The following is a 16403-nucleotide window of genomic DNA, read 5'->3' as shown; positions in this document are numbered from 1 at the left end:
AGGTGGGCCAAACAACAATGCGATAACCTGATTAATCGACCCCGCCGTAACCCCTACTTTAATGCAATTGAGGACAACTCAGTAGGCTGGGTCCTAGGGCGGCCTCCCGGCCCTAGCCATGGGGGTTTGGGGAACTCGGAGGGACCCCAAGCAACCGGTTTTGGTTCCCTCCGATCATATCTCGATTCAGTATGAACAAAGTAATAAGCCTTACAGATTTTCTCTGGTGAACACGAAACGACCCTGCCCTCGGTAAGGGAGGAAGCTCCGGTCCTCCCCCTTGGTAAGGGGAAGTTAGAGGGGGTAAAGCGACCGCAAGCACTAGTCTCCAGAACTTGTGTACACACAGTAGCAACCAGATATTGCCAAGCCTCAAAACGATTTCTTCTTTTCTCACACATCCCTAACACCAACGGACTTTTACCCCTGCCAATGCACGACTTTTGATGCAATCGCCCTGAGTAAAAAGTCCGATATCACCCCAAAAAAGCCAATCATCAAAATGCCAACAAACAGCGCTTCTACATTAAAGAAAACGCTGGCATCTTGAATGATGTAGCCAATGCCTATATCCCCTGCCAACAGCTCAGCGGCGACCAAAATACCAAAATCCACAGACAGAGCTACCCGCATACCGGTAAAGATACTGGGTAATGCCGCAGGCAGAATCACATATAGAAAAATAGCTAGATCGTTTGCCCCCAGGGTGCGGGCGGCTAAAATCTTATCCTTGGGACAAGACTGCACACCTGCCATCGTATTGAGCATAACAATCAAGGCCCCGGCATAGAGGATGATTAAAATTTTAGAGACTTCACCAATGCCAAACCAAAGAATAAACAGGGTGATAAATGCCAAAGGCGGAATCGGTCGCAGGATCTCAGTGACGATATAAAAGGCCGCCCGAACATACTTGTAGTAACCCATGAGTAGGCCTAGAAGTAACCCGACGACGGTACCAATGCCAAAGGCCGTGAATACCCGCCGCAAACTGCCTAGAACATGACTCAGGACAGGAGTACCCGCATACCCTTTGCGGGTCATGGCTAAGAACTCGGTGACAATACCAGACAAACTGGGGAGGAAGAGTTCGTCGATCCAACCCATGCGGGTGGTGGTTTCCCAGAGGATGAGGATCAGAGTGGGAATTGCGATCGCAACGCAAAACAACACCCCTTTCTCACGCAATGCCTGGGTTTGCAGATCCTGCCCTTTAAAAGCAGGCACCCCGCCTTGTTTAGACACCTTCAACTGCATCAGGTTATTTCCCCTCTGACGTATAAACCCATGGAACGTTTCTCCACTGCACAGATGTTCCATGGACCATCTCTTCACCTTTAACTAATCGCCTTCATTTTCAAATAGAGATCCGTTCGATACTGATTAAACGCCTCCGACACCCGATTCATCGCCGTATAACGGGGTTCAGGCAGGTGAATCTCAATATTGTGGGCGATACCGCCTAAGTTGCGATCTAAAATCACAATGCGATCGCTTAGAAAAACAGCCTCCTCAATACTGTGGGTAACAAATAAAATTGCCCCAGCTACTTGCTCATGAAGCTTTAACAACTCCTCCTGTAACCCTTCACGGGTCTGAACGTCCACTGCCGCAAAAGGTTCATCCATCAGTAAAATCTCCGGCTGCACCACCATGGACCGAGCCACCGCCACCCGTTGCCGCATTCCCCCCGAAAGCTGATAGGGGTACTTACGCTCATTACCCCGTAACCCCACCAGGTTAATAATAGTTGCCACTCGATGTCGCTTTTCGTATTTTGAAAGCGATTGAAACCGAAAGCCAAACCCAATATTTTGCTCAACCGTCATCCAGTCAAAGAGGGCATTGCTTTGAAAGACCACACCTCGCCTGGCGGATGGCCCCTTGACCTCCTCCCCACCGTGGGAAACAGTACCCGCTAATGGTTTGTAAAATCCAGCAATCAGATTGAGGATGGTCGATTTTCCACATCCCGATGGCCCCAACAACGTTAAAAACTCTCCTTGCTGGATACCCAAGTTTAGGTCTTGCAGCACCAAGCGCTTGCGACTATACCCGAAAGAGACGGCATCTAGCGCAACAATCTCAGCTTGAGTTCCCTCAAGTTGACCATGCTGCTCACGGGAGCTAACCGTTGCGTGGACAGGAGATTGAGACATGCTGACAAAAATGAGACAGGTCTTTAAATGGGCATGGATGGAAAGTTAGAAGATTATTTCGACTCCAGGTATTCCGCCACGTAGGAAGAATTAATCAATGGCGTCAAATCTTCTGGCGCACTATCCAATCGACCCTGATCCACGAGGAACACAGCATATTCCTCATAAGCCTTATACAGATTAGTGGACTCAGGCTGTCCAGGGGTACCCAGCCACTGGTCAGTCAGCTGATCTGCCATTAACACCACTGTTGATCCTTGCCGATCAACCATGGCTCCAAACTCTTCAGGCGTCAGATTTAGACGTTCGGCTTCCCATTTTTGCCCAGATTTTAGATCGGCCAGATAATCTTGCTGGGCCATGTCCCAGGCTTCCATAAACTTGACCATCACCTCAGGGTTGGCCTCTGCAAACTCTTTACGAGCGGCCCATAGGGCAACCGCATAGGCTCCCACTGATTTTGCTGTGGCGATGTCCTTACCCCCCAGCTCATTGAGCTTACCAGCCGCCGGTTCCCAGGTCCAAGCTGCATCAATCTTCTTCGCAGAGAAGGCCGCCGCCATTTCAGACGGTTTTAGATTTACCATGTTGATGTCGTCTTGGCTCAACCCCGCTTGATCCAGGGCAACCAGGAGAGAATGGTGACCTGAGGTACCAATGGTCACTCCAACGTTTTTACCCTTGAGGCTAGGCACATCTGCTGCCAATTCATTCGCAATCAAGCGTTCTGCCGTTAGGGGAGCATGGTCTAAAAGCACTACCTCAATATCAATACCCGTGGCAAACGCTGTCAGTGAGGGGAAAGGAAAGAACCAGGTAATATCCACTTCACCCGCTGCCAGGGCAGGCACCATCGCTCCACCGGAAGAGTAGGGACTCATTTCCACATCCAGGCCCACTTTCTCAAAGTATCCCTCGTTATAAGCAACCATGGTGATGTTATTGATATCACCGGTCTGAAACCCTACCCGCACCTTGGGTAAATCTGATGTCGGTGATGCAGCAACAGCAGCTGTTTCTGCTGTCTCTTCAACGGTTTGATTAACGTCCGCTGTTGGTGAACAGGCTATTGCCAGGGTTAAGGAACAGACTGTTAAACTGCTGAGTGCAAAAAACCTACGCCGGTTAAAAAAGCGTGTAACTGATCGCTGCATGGTCGCCTCCAATCCTCATGATTGCTGATAGCTTGCTGTCAATACCTCGCACGTTAGAAGACACTTTGACAGCTGTAGAAATTTGAGCCGTATCGTTTACTACAAATCTTTATGTACGGTCATCCCTATCAATCAATAAAATTTATGGATCGATAAATTTTCTTCTACAAATCCATCAAAGTCCCCAAACCCTGTTTCCCCTTGTCAGAAAACAGCGTTGTCTCTATACTGCTGTTCCCATAGCTCGCCCTATTGCGTTTTATGCCAAGTAAGACCTTGGCCATGCATATGCCGTAAAGAAAGCAATTATGACTCAGCACACCGATATAGACATTCTCCTAACGATCTCTTCTCTCCAAGAAAGTTATACCCAGGGAAGACTCACGCCTGTCCAGGTGATTAAAACCATTATCACCAAGCTAAAACAGCGTGGAGATGATGGCATTTGGATCTACACGCTATCGGAAGAAACACTAATTAAACAAGCGATGGCTCTGACTAACATGTCCGCAAGCCAGCGATCGCAACTCCCTCTGTGGGGCATTCCCTTCAGTGTCAAAGACTGTATTGATGTGGCAGGCATCCCCACATCGGCGGCCTGCCCGGCCTTTGCCTACAACGCCACCCACACTAATCCAGCCGTTCAAAAACTCCTCGATGCTGGGGCCATACTCATCGGCAAAACCAATCTGGACCAGTTTGCCACAGGACTCGTAGGGATTCGCACTGGATATACAGCTCCCCATAACGCTTTTTCAGAAGACCATATTCCGGGTGGATCCAGTTCGGGGGCAGCCTTATCTGTTGCCCATGGGTTAGTAGCGTTTGCCATTGGCACAGACACAGGGGGCTCTGGACGGGTCCCGGCTGGATTTAACAACATTGTTGGACTTAAGCCCACGCGAGGCTTATTGAGTACTCGCCATACGGTTGAAGCATGTAGAACATTGGACTGTCTTTCAATTTTTTCGCTGACGGCAACAGATGCCCAGACCATACTAGAAATTGCCCAAGGATATGATCCAGACAGTCCATTCTCTCGACCAGCCAATATTCCTCCAGCATCTTTAAGCTCTGATCAGCCCCAGCAAGCATTTCGATTTGGGGTGCCCAGCCAGCGAGAGTTTTTTGGCAATACGGATGTAGAAGCCTGCTACGACAAAGCTATCAAAACCCTGACAGGCTTAGGTGGGCTCTGTATTGAAATTGACTACGAACCGTTCTTGCAGGCTAACAACTTGTTGTTTAATGGCCCCTGGGTGGCCGAGCGCTATGCCTCGGTGGGGGCATTTGTTGAAGCCAATCTGGATAGCGTGTTTTTCACCACCCGTGAGATTATTCTCAAAGCCAAAGATATCAGCGCATCTCAAGCCTTTGAAGGGATATATGCAATGGAAACATTGAAGCAAAAAATTCAGCCCCTTTGGCAAGAGATTGATTGTTTGGTGGTGCCAACAACAGGAACAGTTTATCGTATTGAAGAGATTGAAAAGGAGCCTTTGGGACTAAATTCTAACTTGGGGTATTATACAAACTTTGTAAATTTGCTAGATTTAAGTGCGATCGCAATCCCCAATGGCTTCCAATCCAATGGCATTCCCACCGGCATTACATTTATAGCCCCCCCCTACAGTGAAAGCTATCTGGTAGATCTGGGGTCAAGCTTTCACCAGGTTTTCAACAACAAATTAGGAGCAACAGCTTTTAACCTGGAAATCGCTCCATCTTTAGCACAAAAATAGAATCGCTGAGTAACTCTCAACCCCGCCATCTCTCGACAAATCCTCTTTCCTTAAGGTGTTCAACTTGAGCCAGTCCACAGCACTAAAAACTGGGGATGGAGAGACTTTTGTGCCTTGGAAATCGAGCAGTAGTATCCACGTAAGTTACTGCCAACCAGATGTAGTTATTTCAGGTTTCCCATTGATTCCAGTGGGTAACTGTTTGTTGTGCCAGCGTTATTGTTATGGCTAATCTATTTACGTCCTCTGGTGGGTTTAATGTAAAGTCCATCATAGAAGGCGTTGCAATTTGGTCAGAAAATTGGCTGGCCAGTTTAAGGATGAATCTGATTGAGGATCATCCGCAGTCGATCATAATCATCCTTGAGCAAAGTCCCAACCGTTCGACCAGCCAGCACCAACCAATCGCGTTCAAACTGCCGTAGCTGATAAATCTCACGAATCGCTGCTGCCACCAAACTCTCATTCGGTACCGCACTCACCTGCAACAGCGTCCGCAAAAAATCCAACTCTTCCGTAAAGCCGATGACCTCATCCGGGTCGCATCGATAGACTGCCTGATGCACCTGTGGTGGTCGCGGTGGCAAATGCTGATAGTAGCGCTCACTGGGCGTCTCAAATCCGACAATCGCCACCCGAAATTCAGTTTTCAACATCGCAAAGATCTGCGGCTGCTGCTGACGTAAATCCTCCAGCGACATCCCTAATGCCCGCGCCCGATGCACCGAATCAATTGGGCTAGTGGTCGCATGGTAAACCACCCCATAAATCTGATTGCCCGCTTCCTCATCAAAAGACTTCACCCAACTACCAAAGGGTGGCATTGCCGGAAAACTCAAATCTTCCGGCTCCAAACATTGAGCCAAAAACTCAGTCGTTGCCGTTTCAATTACCTCTGCAATGTGGGTCGGATGACGCTCACGCTCAGCCAGCTGTGGTAAAGGAAGACGCATAGTTTACATAGTACAAACGTCTTCAGTACATTAGCACCCTGTCCAGAAAAAGACATCCCGTAGGGGCTCCCCTTGTGGGTGCCCTGACCAGGCTTGCCTTCTTTCTGCTTGTTTGATTAGTGGAAATGAGGCTTTATTTATGATGGGCATGCACAAGGCAAGCCCCTACTTCTTCTTACCGCGCTTAGGCTTAACCACCTCAAGTTCAGACATTCTGAAGGTCACTAGCTTATCCCAGTTGCCCCCCTCAAACAGCACAGCCACCTTACCATCCGTAATCCGCTGTACTAATCCTTGAAACCCATAGTATGTATCGTTTACATTCATCACCTTCACAGGAGAGCCAGGCAAAATTATCATTGGTGTCGCTTCACTAGAGTTTCAATAAATAGTTTAACGGTAGGTTGGGTTGCCACAACGCCAAAACCTTTGCTGCTATCTCAAAAGTTGGTGATGTTGGGTTAATAAGAGCCTTTGAAAAATGCCAGAAATATGAGTGTGGGGTAACCCTACCTACCTGGGTGTTGAACTCGGTGGGCCAGAGTTTCACAACCGATGCCTTAAAACTTCAACCGATGATGAAAATTCGCTACCGACTCCACAATGCCGATGCCAATAAAATTCGTCAGCAATGACGATCGCCCATAGCTCATCCATGGCAGCGGAATCCCCGTAATCGGAGCCAAACCAATGGTCATCCCAATATTCACCACCACCTGGAATACAATCATTGACAGCACACCGATGGCCAATAGTGAGCCAAAATTGTCCTTTGCATGCTGAGCAATAATAATCAGCCGCAGGCAAATAAACCAAAAGACTAACACCATGACCAGGGCACCCATAAATCCGAGTTCTTCACCCAGGGCCGAGAAAATAAAATCCGTATGCTGCTCAGGAATAAAACTCAGCTGAGTCTGGGTCCCATGGAATAAGCCTCGACCCCACAGTTGACCTGAGCCGATGGCAATCCTTGATTGAATTAAGTGATATCCACCTCCTAAAGGATCCTGTTCAGGATTCAAAAATAAAGTCAGACGATCCCTTTGATAATCTTGAAGTAGTCCCCAAAGCAACTCGCCAATCTTACCGGCAATGGAATTGACGACAACGGTGATCAACGTGCTATACCATCGCAGCGGTAACGTCATCCAGGCAATGACTCCGGCCAGCACTACCCAGCCAATCCATACAGGAATCGACAGAGTAAAGATAATGGCAGCAACCAGGGGCGACACCAAAATCACCAGCCAGCCTGGATTCATATTGCTCCAGTAGAGCATCCCTAAAACGATGGCACCCAGTACAAGCGAAGTGCCAAGGTCTGGTTGTAAAAAAATCAGAGCCCAAGGGACTCCCGTAATGGCCAGAGCCTTTATCAAGCCGACTAATGTGGTGGATTCTCGGTCTTTTAGGGTGGCCGCTAACGTAATGATGATGCCGATTTTAGCAAATTCCGACGGCTGAATATTAAAGCCACCAATGCTGAGCCAGCTCTGGGCACCGTTACCCACCGTACCCACCAGCATCACAGCCACTAAGGAGACATTGGTAATTAAGTAGATAACCCAACGCCATTCCAGTAAAGACTCATAGCGACTACGGGCGATCCACATACACATAACTACGCCAACCACGCACATAATCACGTGGTTCCAGGCCAGGTCGGTCTCACCGGTATATAACCTGGTGCTGGCAATCAACAGACTCGAAAAGAGCGTGATGCCTACAGGAAACAATAACAACAACCAGTCAATCCCACGCCAGGGATGCAACCAACGGTGAAACCATTTGCCTAGAAGTGCGGTTTGAGCCATAAACACAAAACCAATTGTAATTTTTTTATTTTGTGGAGACGTTCCATGGAACGTCTCCACAAAATAAATGAATACCTACGTTAACGCTGCGACCGAAACCTTAGCTGCTACCTGCTGAGAAATTTTAGTTAAGGCGACCGCTGAAGCTGACTCAGGCTGGGCCAAGACAATTGGCTTACCTGCATCGCCACCTTCTCGTACTGGCATTTCTAAGGGTACACAGCCTAGCAAGGGCACCCCTAATGCTTCCGCAGCTTTTTCACCACCTCCGGAGCCAAAAATATCGTAGGTCTTTTCGGGCATATCGGGGGGAACAAAGTAGCTCATGTTTTCCACAATGCCTAACACGCGCACGTTTAGCTGTTGGAACATTTTTAAGCCGCGACGAGCGTCGGATAGGGCTACATCCTGGGGCGTAGTCACAATTACCACACCCGCCATGGGAACGGCTTGGGCCATGGTGAGTTGGGCATCACCGGTACCAGGGGGCATATCTACAATCAGATAATCTAATTCACCCCACTGTACCTGATACAAAAACTGACGGATAATGCCGTTTAACATGGGCCCGCGCCAGACGACGGGCTGGTCAGGATCGATCAAAAAGCCCATAGAGACTAATTTGACGCCATGGTTGAAGGCGGGCTCCAGTTCCTGCTGACCGTCAGATCCGTCTCTAACAACGACGTTACCTTCTTTCACACCCATCATGATGGGTGCGTTGGGGCCATAAATGTCGGCATCGAGTAGGCCGACTTTGGCTCCAGCTTTGGCAAGAGAAACAGCGATATTGACGGCTACAGTGCTTTTACCAACGCCACCTTTACCGCTGGAAACAGCCAAAATATTTTTGACCTTATCAATGCCTTGTTGGTCGGGAAGGGATGACTTCTGTTGAGGGGTCTCAGCCGTGACTTCTACATCTACAGAAGCTACACCTGGCAAGGTTTTAACTGCTTTTTCACAGTCTTCAACAATAAATTCTTTAAGCGGACAAGCCGGGGTTGTTAATACAAGGGTGAAACTCACCTGGCCATCATCGACAGCCACATTACGGATCATATTGAGCTCTACCAAGCTTTTCTGTAGCTCAGGGTCTTGGACGGGGCGCAGTACGTCCAGAATTGCCTCAGTTGTCGGCATCATTTTGGTGAAAGACAGATGTGAACGGATAGGATTCTTAAAAGAATATTTACAGTCCATTCTAGGACGTCATGTCCGATGCGTTTGAAACGTTGTATGCAATGTCTTTATAGCCTTAATAGGCAAATGGCAAATATAAAGACGTTCGATGCCATGATCCATCCTGTTGCTTGTTAGCTAAAGATATCGCGATATTTATTGGCCACTATGCCAGACGGAGTGGCCTGTTCAGCGGCTTGAGCTAAGGCGTCGGCCACCCTGGCTGCATAGGGACGTAGAAATGACCAAGCGACTGGTGATAACCAGCCCTTGAGTTCTATGGAATAAGAAATACGGGTGCCGCACAGGGCTGACTCTAGACGATAAATTGCTCTTTCTTCTAATCCTGGTACTGGAAAAATTCGCAGGCTGATGTATTCACCAGGGAGTACGTTCTCTACAAAAATTTTGATGGGTACCGGTACCCAATGGGCAAACACTCGATAAATCAATCCTGGCTTGGCTTCCTGGCCAGTCGGGGCATTGGTGGAGGTGATCAGTGGATGCCAGGATGCCAGATCTGCTAAATCATTGATCTTTTGCCACAACACCTCGATCGAAGCCGTGCTGCTAACTTGATAGTGCTTTTCTAACGTTCTTTGATTTCTCTGGTTCAGAGCGAGTTGTCCGCTTGCCTGGGGCTTGTGGCGACGGAAATGCTGTTGGAGTGATTTAAACCAGCGTTGAAGCATAATTAAAGGCTGTGGCCTACCAAATTTAGTTGTTGTAGCCCTAGGCGATGATTTCTGCTCCACTATTGTTGAAATGTTGAAACAGAAATACTGATTGTTAAGGGACTCACTAATCAAGACTTGACCACGTAAGTTTTTATATTGAAAGGCATTTTAACCTTGGGTTAACAGTTCAACTATTTGCTGATCTAAGGACAGGGGCGGAAACGAAGGTGTCACACAGCTTTAGGCTTTTGTCAAGGATTGTCACACTGTGTGTCAACTTGGTTTAAAACGTCTCAAATCATGATTCATTATCATTATTAGCTGCATCCCTAAGTCTTTGACCTCACTGGGCTTCCAACAATGGCAAGCAGCATTAGCCTTAATTAAATTTGTTTTTTAGTTCAAGATCGCCATGGTCATCGCTTCTACGCAGAAGGTATCTAGTCCGGTTGCTCCTCCTAGTGATTCACGCGAGCGTGTAAGCCAAGGGTTTAAAGGGCTGCAAGATCGCATATGTCAGAAGCTGGCTGAGGTTGATGGTGTCGGTCAGTTTATGGAAGACCAGTGGACCCGCCCCGATGGTGGTGGTGGTCGTTCACGGGTGATGAAGCAGGGCGATGTCTTTGAACAAGGCGGTGTGAACTTCTCTGAGGTGTGGGGTGATCGGTTGCCTCCCTCCATCTTGATGCAGCGACCTGAAGCTGAAGGTCATGGCTTTTATGCGACAGGCACTTCAATGGTGTTGCATCCTCGCAATCCCTATGTGCCTACGGTTCACCTCAACTACCGCTATTTTGAAGCTGGCCCAGTTTGGTGGTTTGGTGGTGGTATTGATCTGACTCCCTACTATCCCTTTGAGGAAGATGTGGTGCAGTTCCACCGCACGCTTAAGGAAGCATGCGATCGCAACCATCCTGAGTACTACAATACGTTCAAGCTGTGGTGCGACGAGTATTTCTACCTTAAGCATCGTCAGGAGACTCGCGGTGTTGGCGGTGTGTTCTTTGACTATCAGGACGGCACTGGTGAGCTTTATCGTGGGCCAAAGCCAGAAGGACCTGCTGCCCAGCACAGCAAGCAAGTAGGACAGCCAGCACAGCGCAATTGGGAAGATTTATTCAAGTTTGCCATTGACTGTGGCGATGCATTTTTACCCTCCTACATTCCAATTGTTGAAAAACGTCGCAATACGGAGTATGGAGAGCATCAGCGTAACTTCCAGCTTTATCGCCGTGGTCGTTATGTTGAGTTCAATCTCGTCTATGACCGTGGCACCATTTTTGGCTTACAAACCAACGGTCGTACTGAATCGATTCTGATGTCGTTACCTCCCATGGTGCGCTGGGAATATAGCTATGCACCTGAATCAGGAACTCCTGAAGCAAAGCTTTACGATACGTTTCTGAAGCCTCAAGACTGGGTTAATTGGGACGCTTAGAAAAGAGACCAAGTCTTTAACATATGACTCCTTCTGAGGATGAGCCAATCTGTGAGTTCTTTGTGAGATACATTGCTCTCAGGTTGGCTTATCTTATTTTTGGGTTTTGTTAACTTTCTGCCATCGCTTTTGGGAATGTTTGGAACTACATGCCCCCTTTACGCATCAATAGATATACAGGGTAAGGTGGGTCATCTTACCTCAAGATTAGGTGTGATTGAGTGCGTAAATATCCTGATGTGGTCTGCATTTTTATGCATACTTGTATGCACGTTATTCTGATCACGCTGTACTTCAATACAGTCAGGCATACTGATATGTCAATAAAAACCCGCAATTTGTCGTAAGCATTTGACATTTCAGTCCTTTCTCCTGATTGTACGGGCATCATGGTACGTATGAGCGCAATTTTCAGTGTGCACGTCAGACATTAGACATTTAGATATGAAGGGCCGGTGACTATGGAGCAAAGAATCGTCAACCCTCCTGAAGGCAATCACAGTATCGTTGTATTTTCACCCCAGGGGCGACTAGACATTACTACAGCTTGGCAATTTCGCTTGAAGCTCCAGGAATGTATTGTCAATACCACTCCCCATATCATCGTTAATCTCGGTCAAGTTAATTTTATTGACAGCTCTGGGTTAACTTCCCTGGTAGCAGGTATGCGCGATGCTGATAAGCTACAAGGGAGCTTTAAGCTGTGTAATGTTCATCCAGAATCGAAGCTGGTCTTTGAAGTGACTATGATGGATTCTGTGTTCGCCATCTACGACAGTGAAGAAGAAGCCATTAAGGCAGCACCTGAACCCATGATTTTTTAAGTGGGTCTTGAGTCGAGTCTAAAGCTCGCGCCCCATAGGTTTCCTGTTCGTTCTGCGCTAAAGTGCAGGCACTTATAGTTCTGATCGTTTTTTCAGAATTGAATCTAAAACGAACATAGGCGTCTCAGCGCCAGTTGATTGAAGCCACACATTAGCAATGATTGCTCGACTTGTCTGTGAGATAAGCCGTTAATTTCGTTAAGGTGGTATAGGCATCCATCACGCAAAATACTATTTCGCCTAGATCATAGGATTCTTGGCAAAAGGTCGTCCGCAGTAGAAAATGATGTCTAACGTTTTATTACCCCCACCTGTGACTAATCTCCGTACGGTTTCCGATACCAAGCGAGCCTTTTACAATTACCACTCTCGTCCAATCAATTCTCTGTATCGGAGAGTGATTGAAGAGCTGATGGTGGAGATGCATCTGCTTTCGGTAAATGTTGATTTTGTTTATAACCCCCTCTATGCACTGGGTGTGATAACTAGTTTTGATCGGTTCATGGTGGGGTATGAGCCTGAACAGGATAAGGAGTCCATTCTTTCGGCCATCTGTCAGGCAGTGGAGGGTGATCCCCAGCAGTATCGCCAGGATGCTGAGGCCTTGAAATCTGATCTTGCCAACCTATCGCTGGGCGATCTCAATACTCAGCTCGCCAGTGCCAAAACTACGGATGGTAATGGTTTGCAAAACAAGCTTCACGTGGTGGCTACCCAGGCTAGTGCAAAGTACACGCGCTTGATGGCCGTGGGTCTTTACACCCTATTTGAGACCGTTGATCTGTCTGCCCTAGAAGATAAGGACAGCCGTGAGGAGATGCTAAAAACCGCTGCCGAAATGCTGGCATTGCCAGCTGAAAAGGTAGATAAGGATCTGGAGCTCTATCGGAGCAACTTGGACAAAATGGCCCAGGCTCAGGAAGTGATGAAAGATATTTTAGAAGCTGAGCGTAAAAAGCGTGAGCAGCGTGCCCAGGCTAAAGCAGACTCTCCAACGGCAGAGACGGTCGCTCCTCCTGATGTGACCGATACGCCTGATGCGCCTGAGACTGAAGAAGCTTAGGGTTTCCCTTCCTTAATTGTTTGCTGAAGTTACCCAATAAAGATAGTACTCTTCGTTTTGCCAGGCCTTTGTGAATTGCTCGATGGGTTCAATTGTTAGGCCTGGTGCCGGTTCTTCTAGTTTTTTGGTAAGCACCAGCAGAATTTTGGGGTGTTCAAGTATGAGCTGCTTCACCTGTCGAATCACTTCTGGATGATCAACCTCGTTGCGAACGCCCTTGAAAAATAGGGTATAGCTACCGATGGCCTGACGTTCTGGAAAATAAAATGATCGACCAAAATAACCGCTTAAAGATGCCATTTGAGCATCTCGGCTAGCCACGATAAATTCATCTTGGAGATTGGCCTGACGCATGTAGGCAGCCGCAGCTCGACTCGCTGAATAGGGGATAGTGAAATCCATCACAAACATGAAAATACCGCCTAGCAACTGAGCTGTCAAAACAGTGGCAAACATGCGGTTAAACCAGCGTTTAGATGTTTGCTGTTGCTTTTCAAGGCTTGGTAAATATTGGGTGATAGCCGTGGTTGGCGGGTAGTAATGAGCTAACCATAAAGCAGCTATTAGGATGAGATAGAAGTTGCCAAAATGCCGAATAGAGTTGGGCATAAACTTGGCGTAGGTAAAGCCTAAAATAATGCCGTTACCAAGCAAATAAAACGCCAGTGGATAGGGCTTTTTCACAAGCTTGAGACACACCAGCCAGCAAGAACCAAGGGCAAGGACGCCACAGACTAATAGATCTAGATACTGCCGACCGTTGGGGATAATCACATAGTAGCCGCCAAAGATACGGCCAATGGCTCGCAGTAAATGACGGATGTCTAACCCAGTGACATAGCCCTCTAATGCTTGATTAGCGACATAACTGGGGGGCAAGATGAAATGCAGAGCCATGGCGTAACCCGCTATAATCAACCCGCCGCTGAATAGGATATCTAGCCAGTTACGGCGAAGTTTAGCGTCAAAGACAAGTTCTAGCCCCAGGGTAAGGGCAAGTGCGATCGCAATCAAAAACGCATATACATTAGTATTAGCCAATAGCACCAGCAAGCCTGCCAGGGGCCAATAAGCCCGCTGTCGCTGCGGCCAAAGGGCACAAATAGCGAATAACAGTAGCATGGCCACAGCGTAGTTGCGGGCAATCAGCAGGTGCTCATAGAACGGCAAATAGCCAAAGGTAAACAGCCATTTCTGCCATTGAGTAAAGGGGCTGCATCGCCAAATCAGCAGCACTGAGCCCATGGCCAGCAGCCAATGAAAGACCTGCATGGAGACGGGATGGCCAAACAGGTGATAAAGCATCGCCACCAGCAGGTGCCAAAGACCAGGGTGGGCTCGGTCATAGCGAATATTCTCAACAAAGGCTCCCCAGGATGGACTGTCCCGCGCGATTAGCCAAACGTTCATCTCATCACGCCACATGCTGTGGTTGAGTGTGCCGATTAGACCCAACACAGCAATAATGATGACGGCTGTCCAGGGTGATTTATAGAGGCTGACCAGCTGGCGTGGCAAACGAAGCGTCATGGAGATTATGAGACTTGGGAGCGCCATCAATCATACTGCTAACTGTCGCTGCTATTGTGCTGTTGCTGTCACCTGTTGCTCCAGCACACAGCTGTTGCTCTAGCACACAGGCATTGTTGACTAGCCAAAAGCGCTCTGTCTCTACCACTGTGCAAGACTCAATGCGGGTCCGTAACACACTGGTATTACTATTACTGACCTGTTGCACAACCTTAGCCGTTAATGGCTGATAGTTATTGGCCCAATATTGATGATGGTCTAAATAGTCAGCAGAAAAAGCACCTTTGTTCACCAGCCAAAAATCTATGCCATAGCGATTGCTAAATGTGGTCAGCTCAGTTTTATCACTGGTGTAGTGGGCCTTTAATAAATCAGCCGCTCGCTGTCGGATTTGACGGTAATAGCCCAGATGAAAAGGCGTGGCATATTCAGGGGCGATCAGGGTGGAGCGTCTAGCAAAGGCAGGAATATTATCGGCTTCGTAATCGATGGAGGCGATCAAGGTGTCTTGAGGTTGGGTTTGTAGATATTCATAAATCGGTATTTCTTGGCCAGCCATGTAGAGGGTTTTGGGAAACTTTTTCAGCAATAGCGGGTAGTAGAAAAATAAGGGCACGACCACGAGCAATATGGCAATTGGGGCCACCAACTTTAGCTGGCGGCGGCGTTTACAAATGGCTGCTAAGATGACGGTCCAGGCGATGGCGGCCAAGATGGGGATAGCTAGCATGATGGAGTGGCTGGTGTAGCGCCCAGGCATATGGAGCTTAAAAGCCTGAGCATAGGCGGCTATAAACCAGACCAAGCTAACCAAAGTCAGCTTAGTAAACACGTGAATGGCGGGACTTATGGCGCTTAATCCTGATGGTGAAAATCTCTTACTCCATCGCATCGGGATTAAAAATAGGGCTGCGACCAGGGTGACTGGCGTAAAAATTGTGCGCTTGAGAATGGCTCCATGGCCCCCAAACAAAACCAACCAGTAGCGGGAGATGCCTTCTCTAAAAAAGGAGTGACGGCCTGTTGGCTGAAATTCTGGTATGGTGTGTGCCTCAGCCATGGTCACCACTGGCCCAAATGCATGATTGGCCAGTGCATAGGTGGGCAATATGCACAGCGCGGCGAGGATGAATGCTGCGATCGCAATCCTCAGCCGGCCACGATGGACCATTACCCAAGGTTGAGACCACTTGGCAGGCAGGGTTGCCCAATCGACGGCGTGGGCTGCGTACAGCGTTGTTGCAACCACAGCAACCGGCGGATAGAAAAGGGTCAATAAGCCTAAAAAGGCTAAACTCACCAACCACCGTCGTCGCACAAAATAAAACAACAGTGGAATTAACAGCGGATAAATAAACGCTCGCGGCGATGCTGATACGACATCGTCAGTACACCAAATATGCTGACTTAGCATCACCGATGCCATCACTCCAGTGGCGGGAACTGGGAAAATAGCCAGGGTTAAACCGTAGTAATAACCCGCCGCAACCATACCCAGGAACATAGGTATCACCTTGGCAAACCACTCAGGCTGTAAATGTAGGCTGCTAGCAATGCGATAAAACAGCTTATAGCCCACGGGGGTAATAGACTGGAGATAATCAGCAATTAAATCATTGGGAAAAGCATCAGCATCCCGCCAGCGTTCCATCCAAAACAGATAATGTCGGGCGTCATCTTGGATCACGTAATGGGCCGCAAACCCCTTCTGCATAGCTAAATAGCCATAGAAAAAGGCAAAAAAAAGGCTGAACGCCAGCCCAAACCACCACTGTATATCCTTTTGAGGATGCTGCTGCGGACTCAATAATCTAGCCAGCATAGATCAACCGATTGAAGAATAAATAAAACATCGCGTTTGTCC

General features: G+C 48.1%; 14 protein-coding genes. 4 read left to right on the top strand and 10 right to left on the bottom strand.

Annotation, left to right across the window (positions count from 1 at the left end):
• Positions 1 to 420: 420 nt before the first annotated feature.
• From SPB21_RS35090 to SPB21_RS35080, 3 genes are read right to left on the bottom strand one after another with little or no spacing between them, the layout of a single operon-like run.
• Entirely contained in the window at positions 421 to 1320 is a 900-nt protein-coding gene (locus SPB21_RS35090) for an ABC transporter permease (protein ID WP_499869675.1), read from the bottom strand.
• 17 nt (positions 1321 to 1337) lie between these two features.
• The gene (locus SPB21_RS35085; RefSeq protein ID WP_163668894.1) at positions 1338 to 2159 is read right to left on the bottom strand and encodes an ABC transporter ATP-binding protein; all 822 of its coding nucleotides are present in this window, start codon (positions 2157 to 2159) and stop codon (positions 1338 to 1340) included.
• 53 nt (positions 2160 to 2212) lie between these two features.
• On the bottom strand, positions 2213 to 3313 hold the full coding sequence (locus SPB21_RS35080) for a taurine ABC transporter substrate-binding protein (RefSeq protein WP_163668893.1): 1101 nt from the start codon (positions 3311 to 3313) through the stop codon (positions 2213 to 2215).
• Positions 3314 to 3621: 308 nt separating this feature from the next.
• On the opposite strand from SPB21_RS35080, the gene atzF reads away from it, so the two are divergent.
• Positions 3622 to 5055, top strand: a complete 1434-nt coding sequence (atzF, locus tag SPB21_RS35075; RefSeq protein WP_499869673.1) for an allophanate hydrolase — start codon at positions 3622 to 3624, stop codon at positions 5053 to 5055.
• A 314-nt stretch (positions 5056 to 5369) separates the two neighbouring features.
• Here atzF and SPB21_RS35070 read toward each other — a convergent pair whose 3' ends face one another.
• The 5 genes from SPB21_RS35070 to SPB21_RS35050 form a co-directional block, all read right to left on the bottom strand.
• Complete coding sequence (locus SPB21_RS35070; RefSeq protein ID WP_163668888.1) at positions 5370 to 6008, bottom strand: HAS-barrel domain-containing protein; 639 nt, start codon at positions 6006 to 6008, stop codon at positions 5370 to 5372.
• A 165-nt stretch (positions 6009 to 6173) separates the two neighbouring features.
• Positions 6174 to 6368, bottom strand: coding sequence for an NAD(P)H dehydrogenase subunit NdhS (locus tag SPB21_RS35065; protein ID WP_163701759.1), 195 nt, complete (start codon positions 6366 to 6368; stop codon positions 6174 to 6176).
• Between the two features lie 200 nt (positions 6369 to 6568).
• Entirely contained in the window at positions 6569 to 7825 is a 1257-nt protein-coding gene (rodA, locus tag SPB21_RS35060) for a rod shape-determining protein RodA (RefSeq protein ID WP_163668886.1), read from the bottom strand.
• A gap of 75 nt (positions 7826 to 7900) precedes the next feature.
• On the bottom strand, positions 7901 to 8968 hold the full coding sequence (locus SPB21_RS35055; RefSeq protein WP_163671793.1) for an Mrp/NBP35 family ATP-binding protein: 1068 nt from the start codon (positions 8966 to 8968) through the stop codon (positions 7901 to 7903).
• Positions 8969 to 9141: 173 nt separating this feature from the next.
• Complete coding sequence (locus SPB21_RS35050; RefSeq protein ID WP_163668884.1) at positions 9142 to 9699, bottom strand: SRPBCC family protein; 558 nt, start codon at positions 9697 to 9699, stop codon at positions 9142 to 9144.
• 397 nt (positions 9700 to 10096) lie between these two features.
• Between SPB21_RS35050 and hemF the strand changes: the two genes are divergently transcribed.
• From hemF to psb29, 3 genes are all read left to right on the top strand, one after another.
• Positions 10097 to 11122 (top strand): oxygen-dependent coproporphyrinogen oxidase, encoded by a 1026-nt coding sequence (gene hemF / locus SPB21_RS35045; protein ID WP_163668883.1) that lies wholly within the window; start codon positions 10097 to 10099, stop codon positions 11120 to 11122.
• A 461-nt stretch (positions 11123 to 11583) separates the two neighbouring features.
• The gene (locus SPB21_RS35040; RefSeq protein ID WP_163668880.1) at positions 11584 to 11946 is read left to right on the top strand and encodes an STAS domain-containing protein; all 363 of its coding nucleotides are present in this window, start codon (positions 11584 to 11586) and stop codon (positions 11944 to 11946) included.
• Positions 11947 to 12232: 286 nt separating this feature from the next.
• Complete coding sequence (gene psb29, locus SPB21_RS35035; protein ID WP_250566191.1) at positions 12233 to 13009, top strand: photosystem II biogenesis protein Psp29; 777 nt, start codon at positions 12233 to 12235, stop codon at positions 13007 to 13009.
• A gap of 12 nt (positions 13010 to 13021) precedes the next feature.
• Here the strand turns inward: psb29 and SPB21_RS35030 are convergent, their stop codons facing one another.
• Positions 13022 to 14539, bottom strand: a complete 1518-nt coding sequence (locus tag SPB21_RS35030) for a hypothetical protein (RefSeq protein WP_499869672.1) — start codon at positions 14537 to 14539, stop codon at positions 13022 to 13024.
• Complete coding sequence (locus tag SPB21_RS35025; RefSeq protein ID WP_499869670.1) at positions 14499 to 16361, bottom strand: hypothetical protein; 1863 nt, start codon at positions 16359 to 16361, stop codon at positions 14499 to 14501. The genes SPB21_RS35030 and SPB21_RS35025 overlap by 41 nt, the downstream gene beginning before the upstream one ends.
• Positions 16362 to 16403 lie beyond the last annotated feature (42 nt).

Source organism: Leptothoe sp. ISB3NOV94-8A (assembly GCF_043421595.1).
GTDB lineage: Bacteria > Cyanobacteriota > Cyanobacteriia > Phormidesmidales > Phormidesmidaceae > Leptothoe > Leptothoe turfae.
This window is presented reverse-complemented; position numbering and strand designations above follow the sequence as displayed.

Coding starts and splice junctions, on each gene's coding strand:
- SPB21_RS35090 (WP_499869675.1), bottom strand. CDS start 1,320: ATGGAACATCTGTGCAGTGGAGAAACGTTCCATGGGTTTATACGTCAG.
- SPB21_RS35085 (WP_163668894.1), bottom strand. CDS start 2,159: ATGTCTCAATCTCCTGTCCACGCAACGGTTAGCTCCCGTGAGCAGCAT.
- SPB21_RS35080 (WP_163668893.1), bottom strand. CDS start 3,313: ATGCAGCGATCAGTTACACGCTTTTTTAACCGGCGTAGGTTTTTTGCA.
- atzF (WP_499869673.1), top strand. CDS start 3,622: ATGACTCAGCACACCGATATAGACATTCTCCTAACGATCTCTTCTCTC.
- SPB21_RS35070 (WP_163668888.1), bottom strand. CDS start 6,008: ATGCGTCTTCCTTTACCACAGCTGGCTGAGCGTGAGCGTCATCCGACC.
- SPB21_RS35065 (WP_163701759.1), bottom strand. CDS start 6,368: ATGATAATTTTGCCTGGCTCTCCTGTGAAGGTGATGAATGTAAACGAT.
- rodA (WP_163668886.1), bottom strand. CDS start 7,825: ATGGCTCAAACCGCACTTCTAGGCAAATGGTTTCACCGTTGGTTGCAT.
- SPB21_RS35055 (WP_163671793.1), bottom strand. CDS start 8,968: ATGCCGACAACTGAGGCAATTCTGGACGTACTGCGCCCCGTCCAAGAC.
- SPB21_RS35050 (WP_163668884.1), bottom strand. CDS start 9,699: ATGCTTCAACGCTGGTTTAAATCACTCCAACAGCATTTCCGTCGCCAC.
- hemF (WP_163668883.1), top strand. CDS start 10,097: ATGGTCATCGCTTCTACGCAGAAGGTATCTAGTCCGGTTGCTCCTCCT.
- SPB21_RS35040 (WP_163668880.1), top strand. CDS start 11,584: ATGGAGCAAAGAATCGTCAACCCTCCTGAAGGCAATCACAGTATCGTT.
- psb29 (WP_250566191.1), top strand. CDS start 12,233: ATGTCTAACGTTTTATTACCCCCACCTGTGACTAATCTCCGTACGGTT.
- SPB21_RS35030 (WP_499869672.1), bottom strand. CDS start 14,539: ATGACGCTTCGTTTGCCACGCCAGCTGGTCAGCCTCTATAAATCACCC.
- SPB21_RS35025 (WP_499869670.1), bottom strand. CDS start 16,361: ATGCTGGCTAGATTATTGAGTCCGCAGCAGCATCCTCAAAAGGATATA.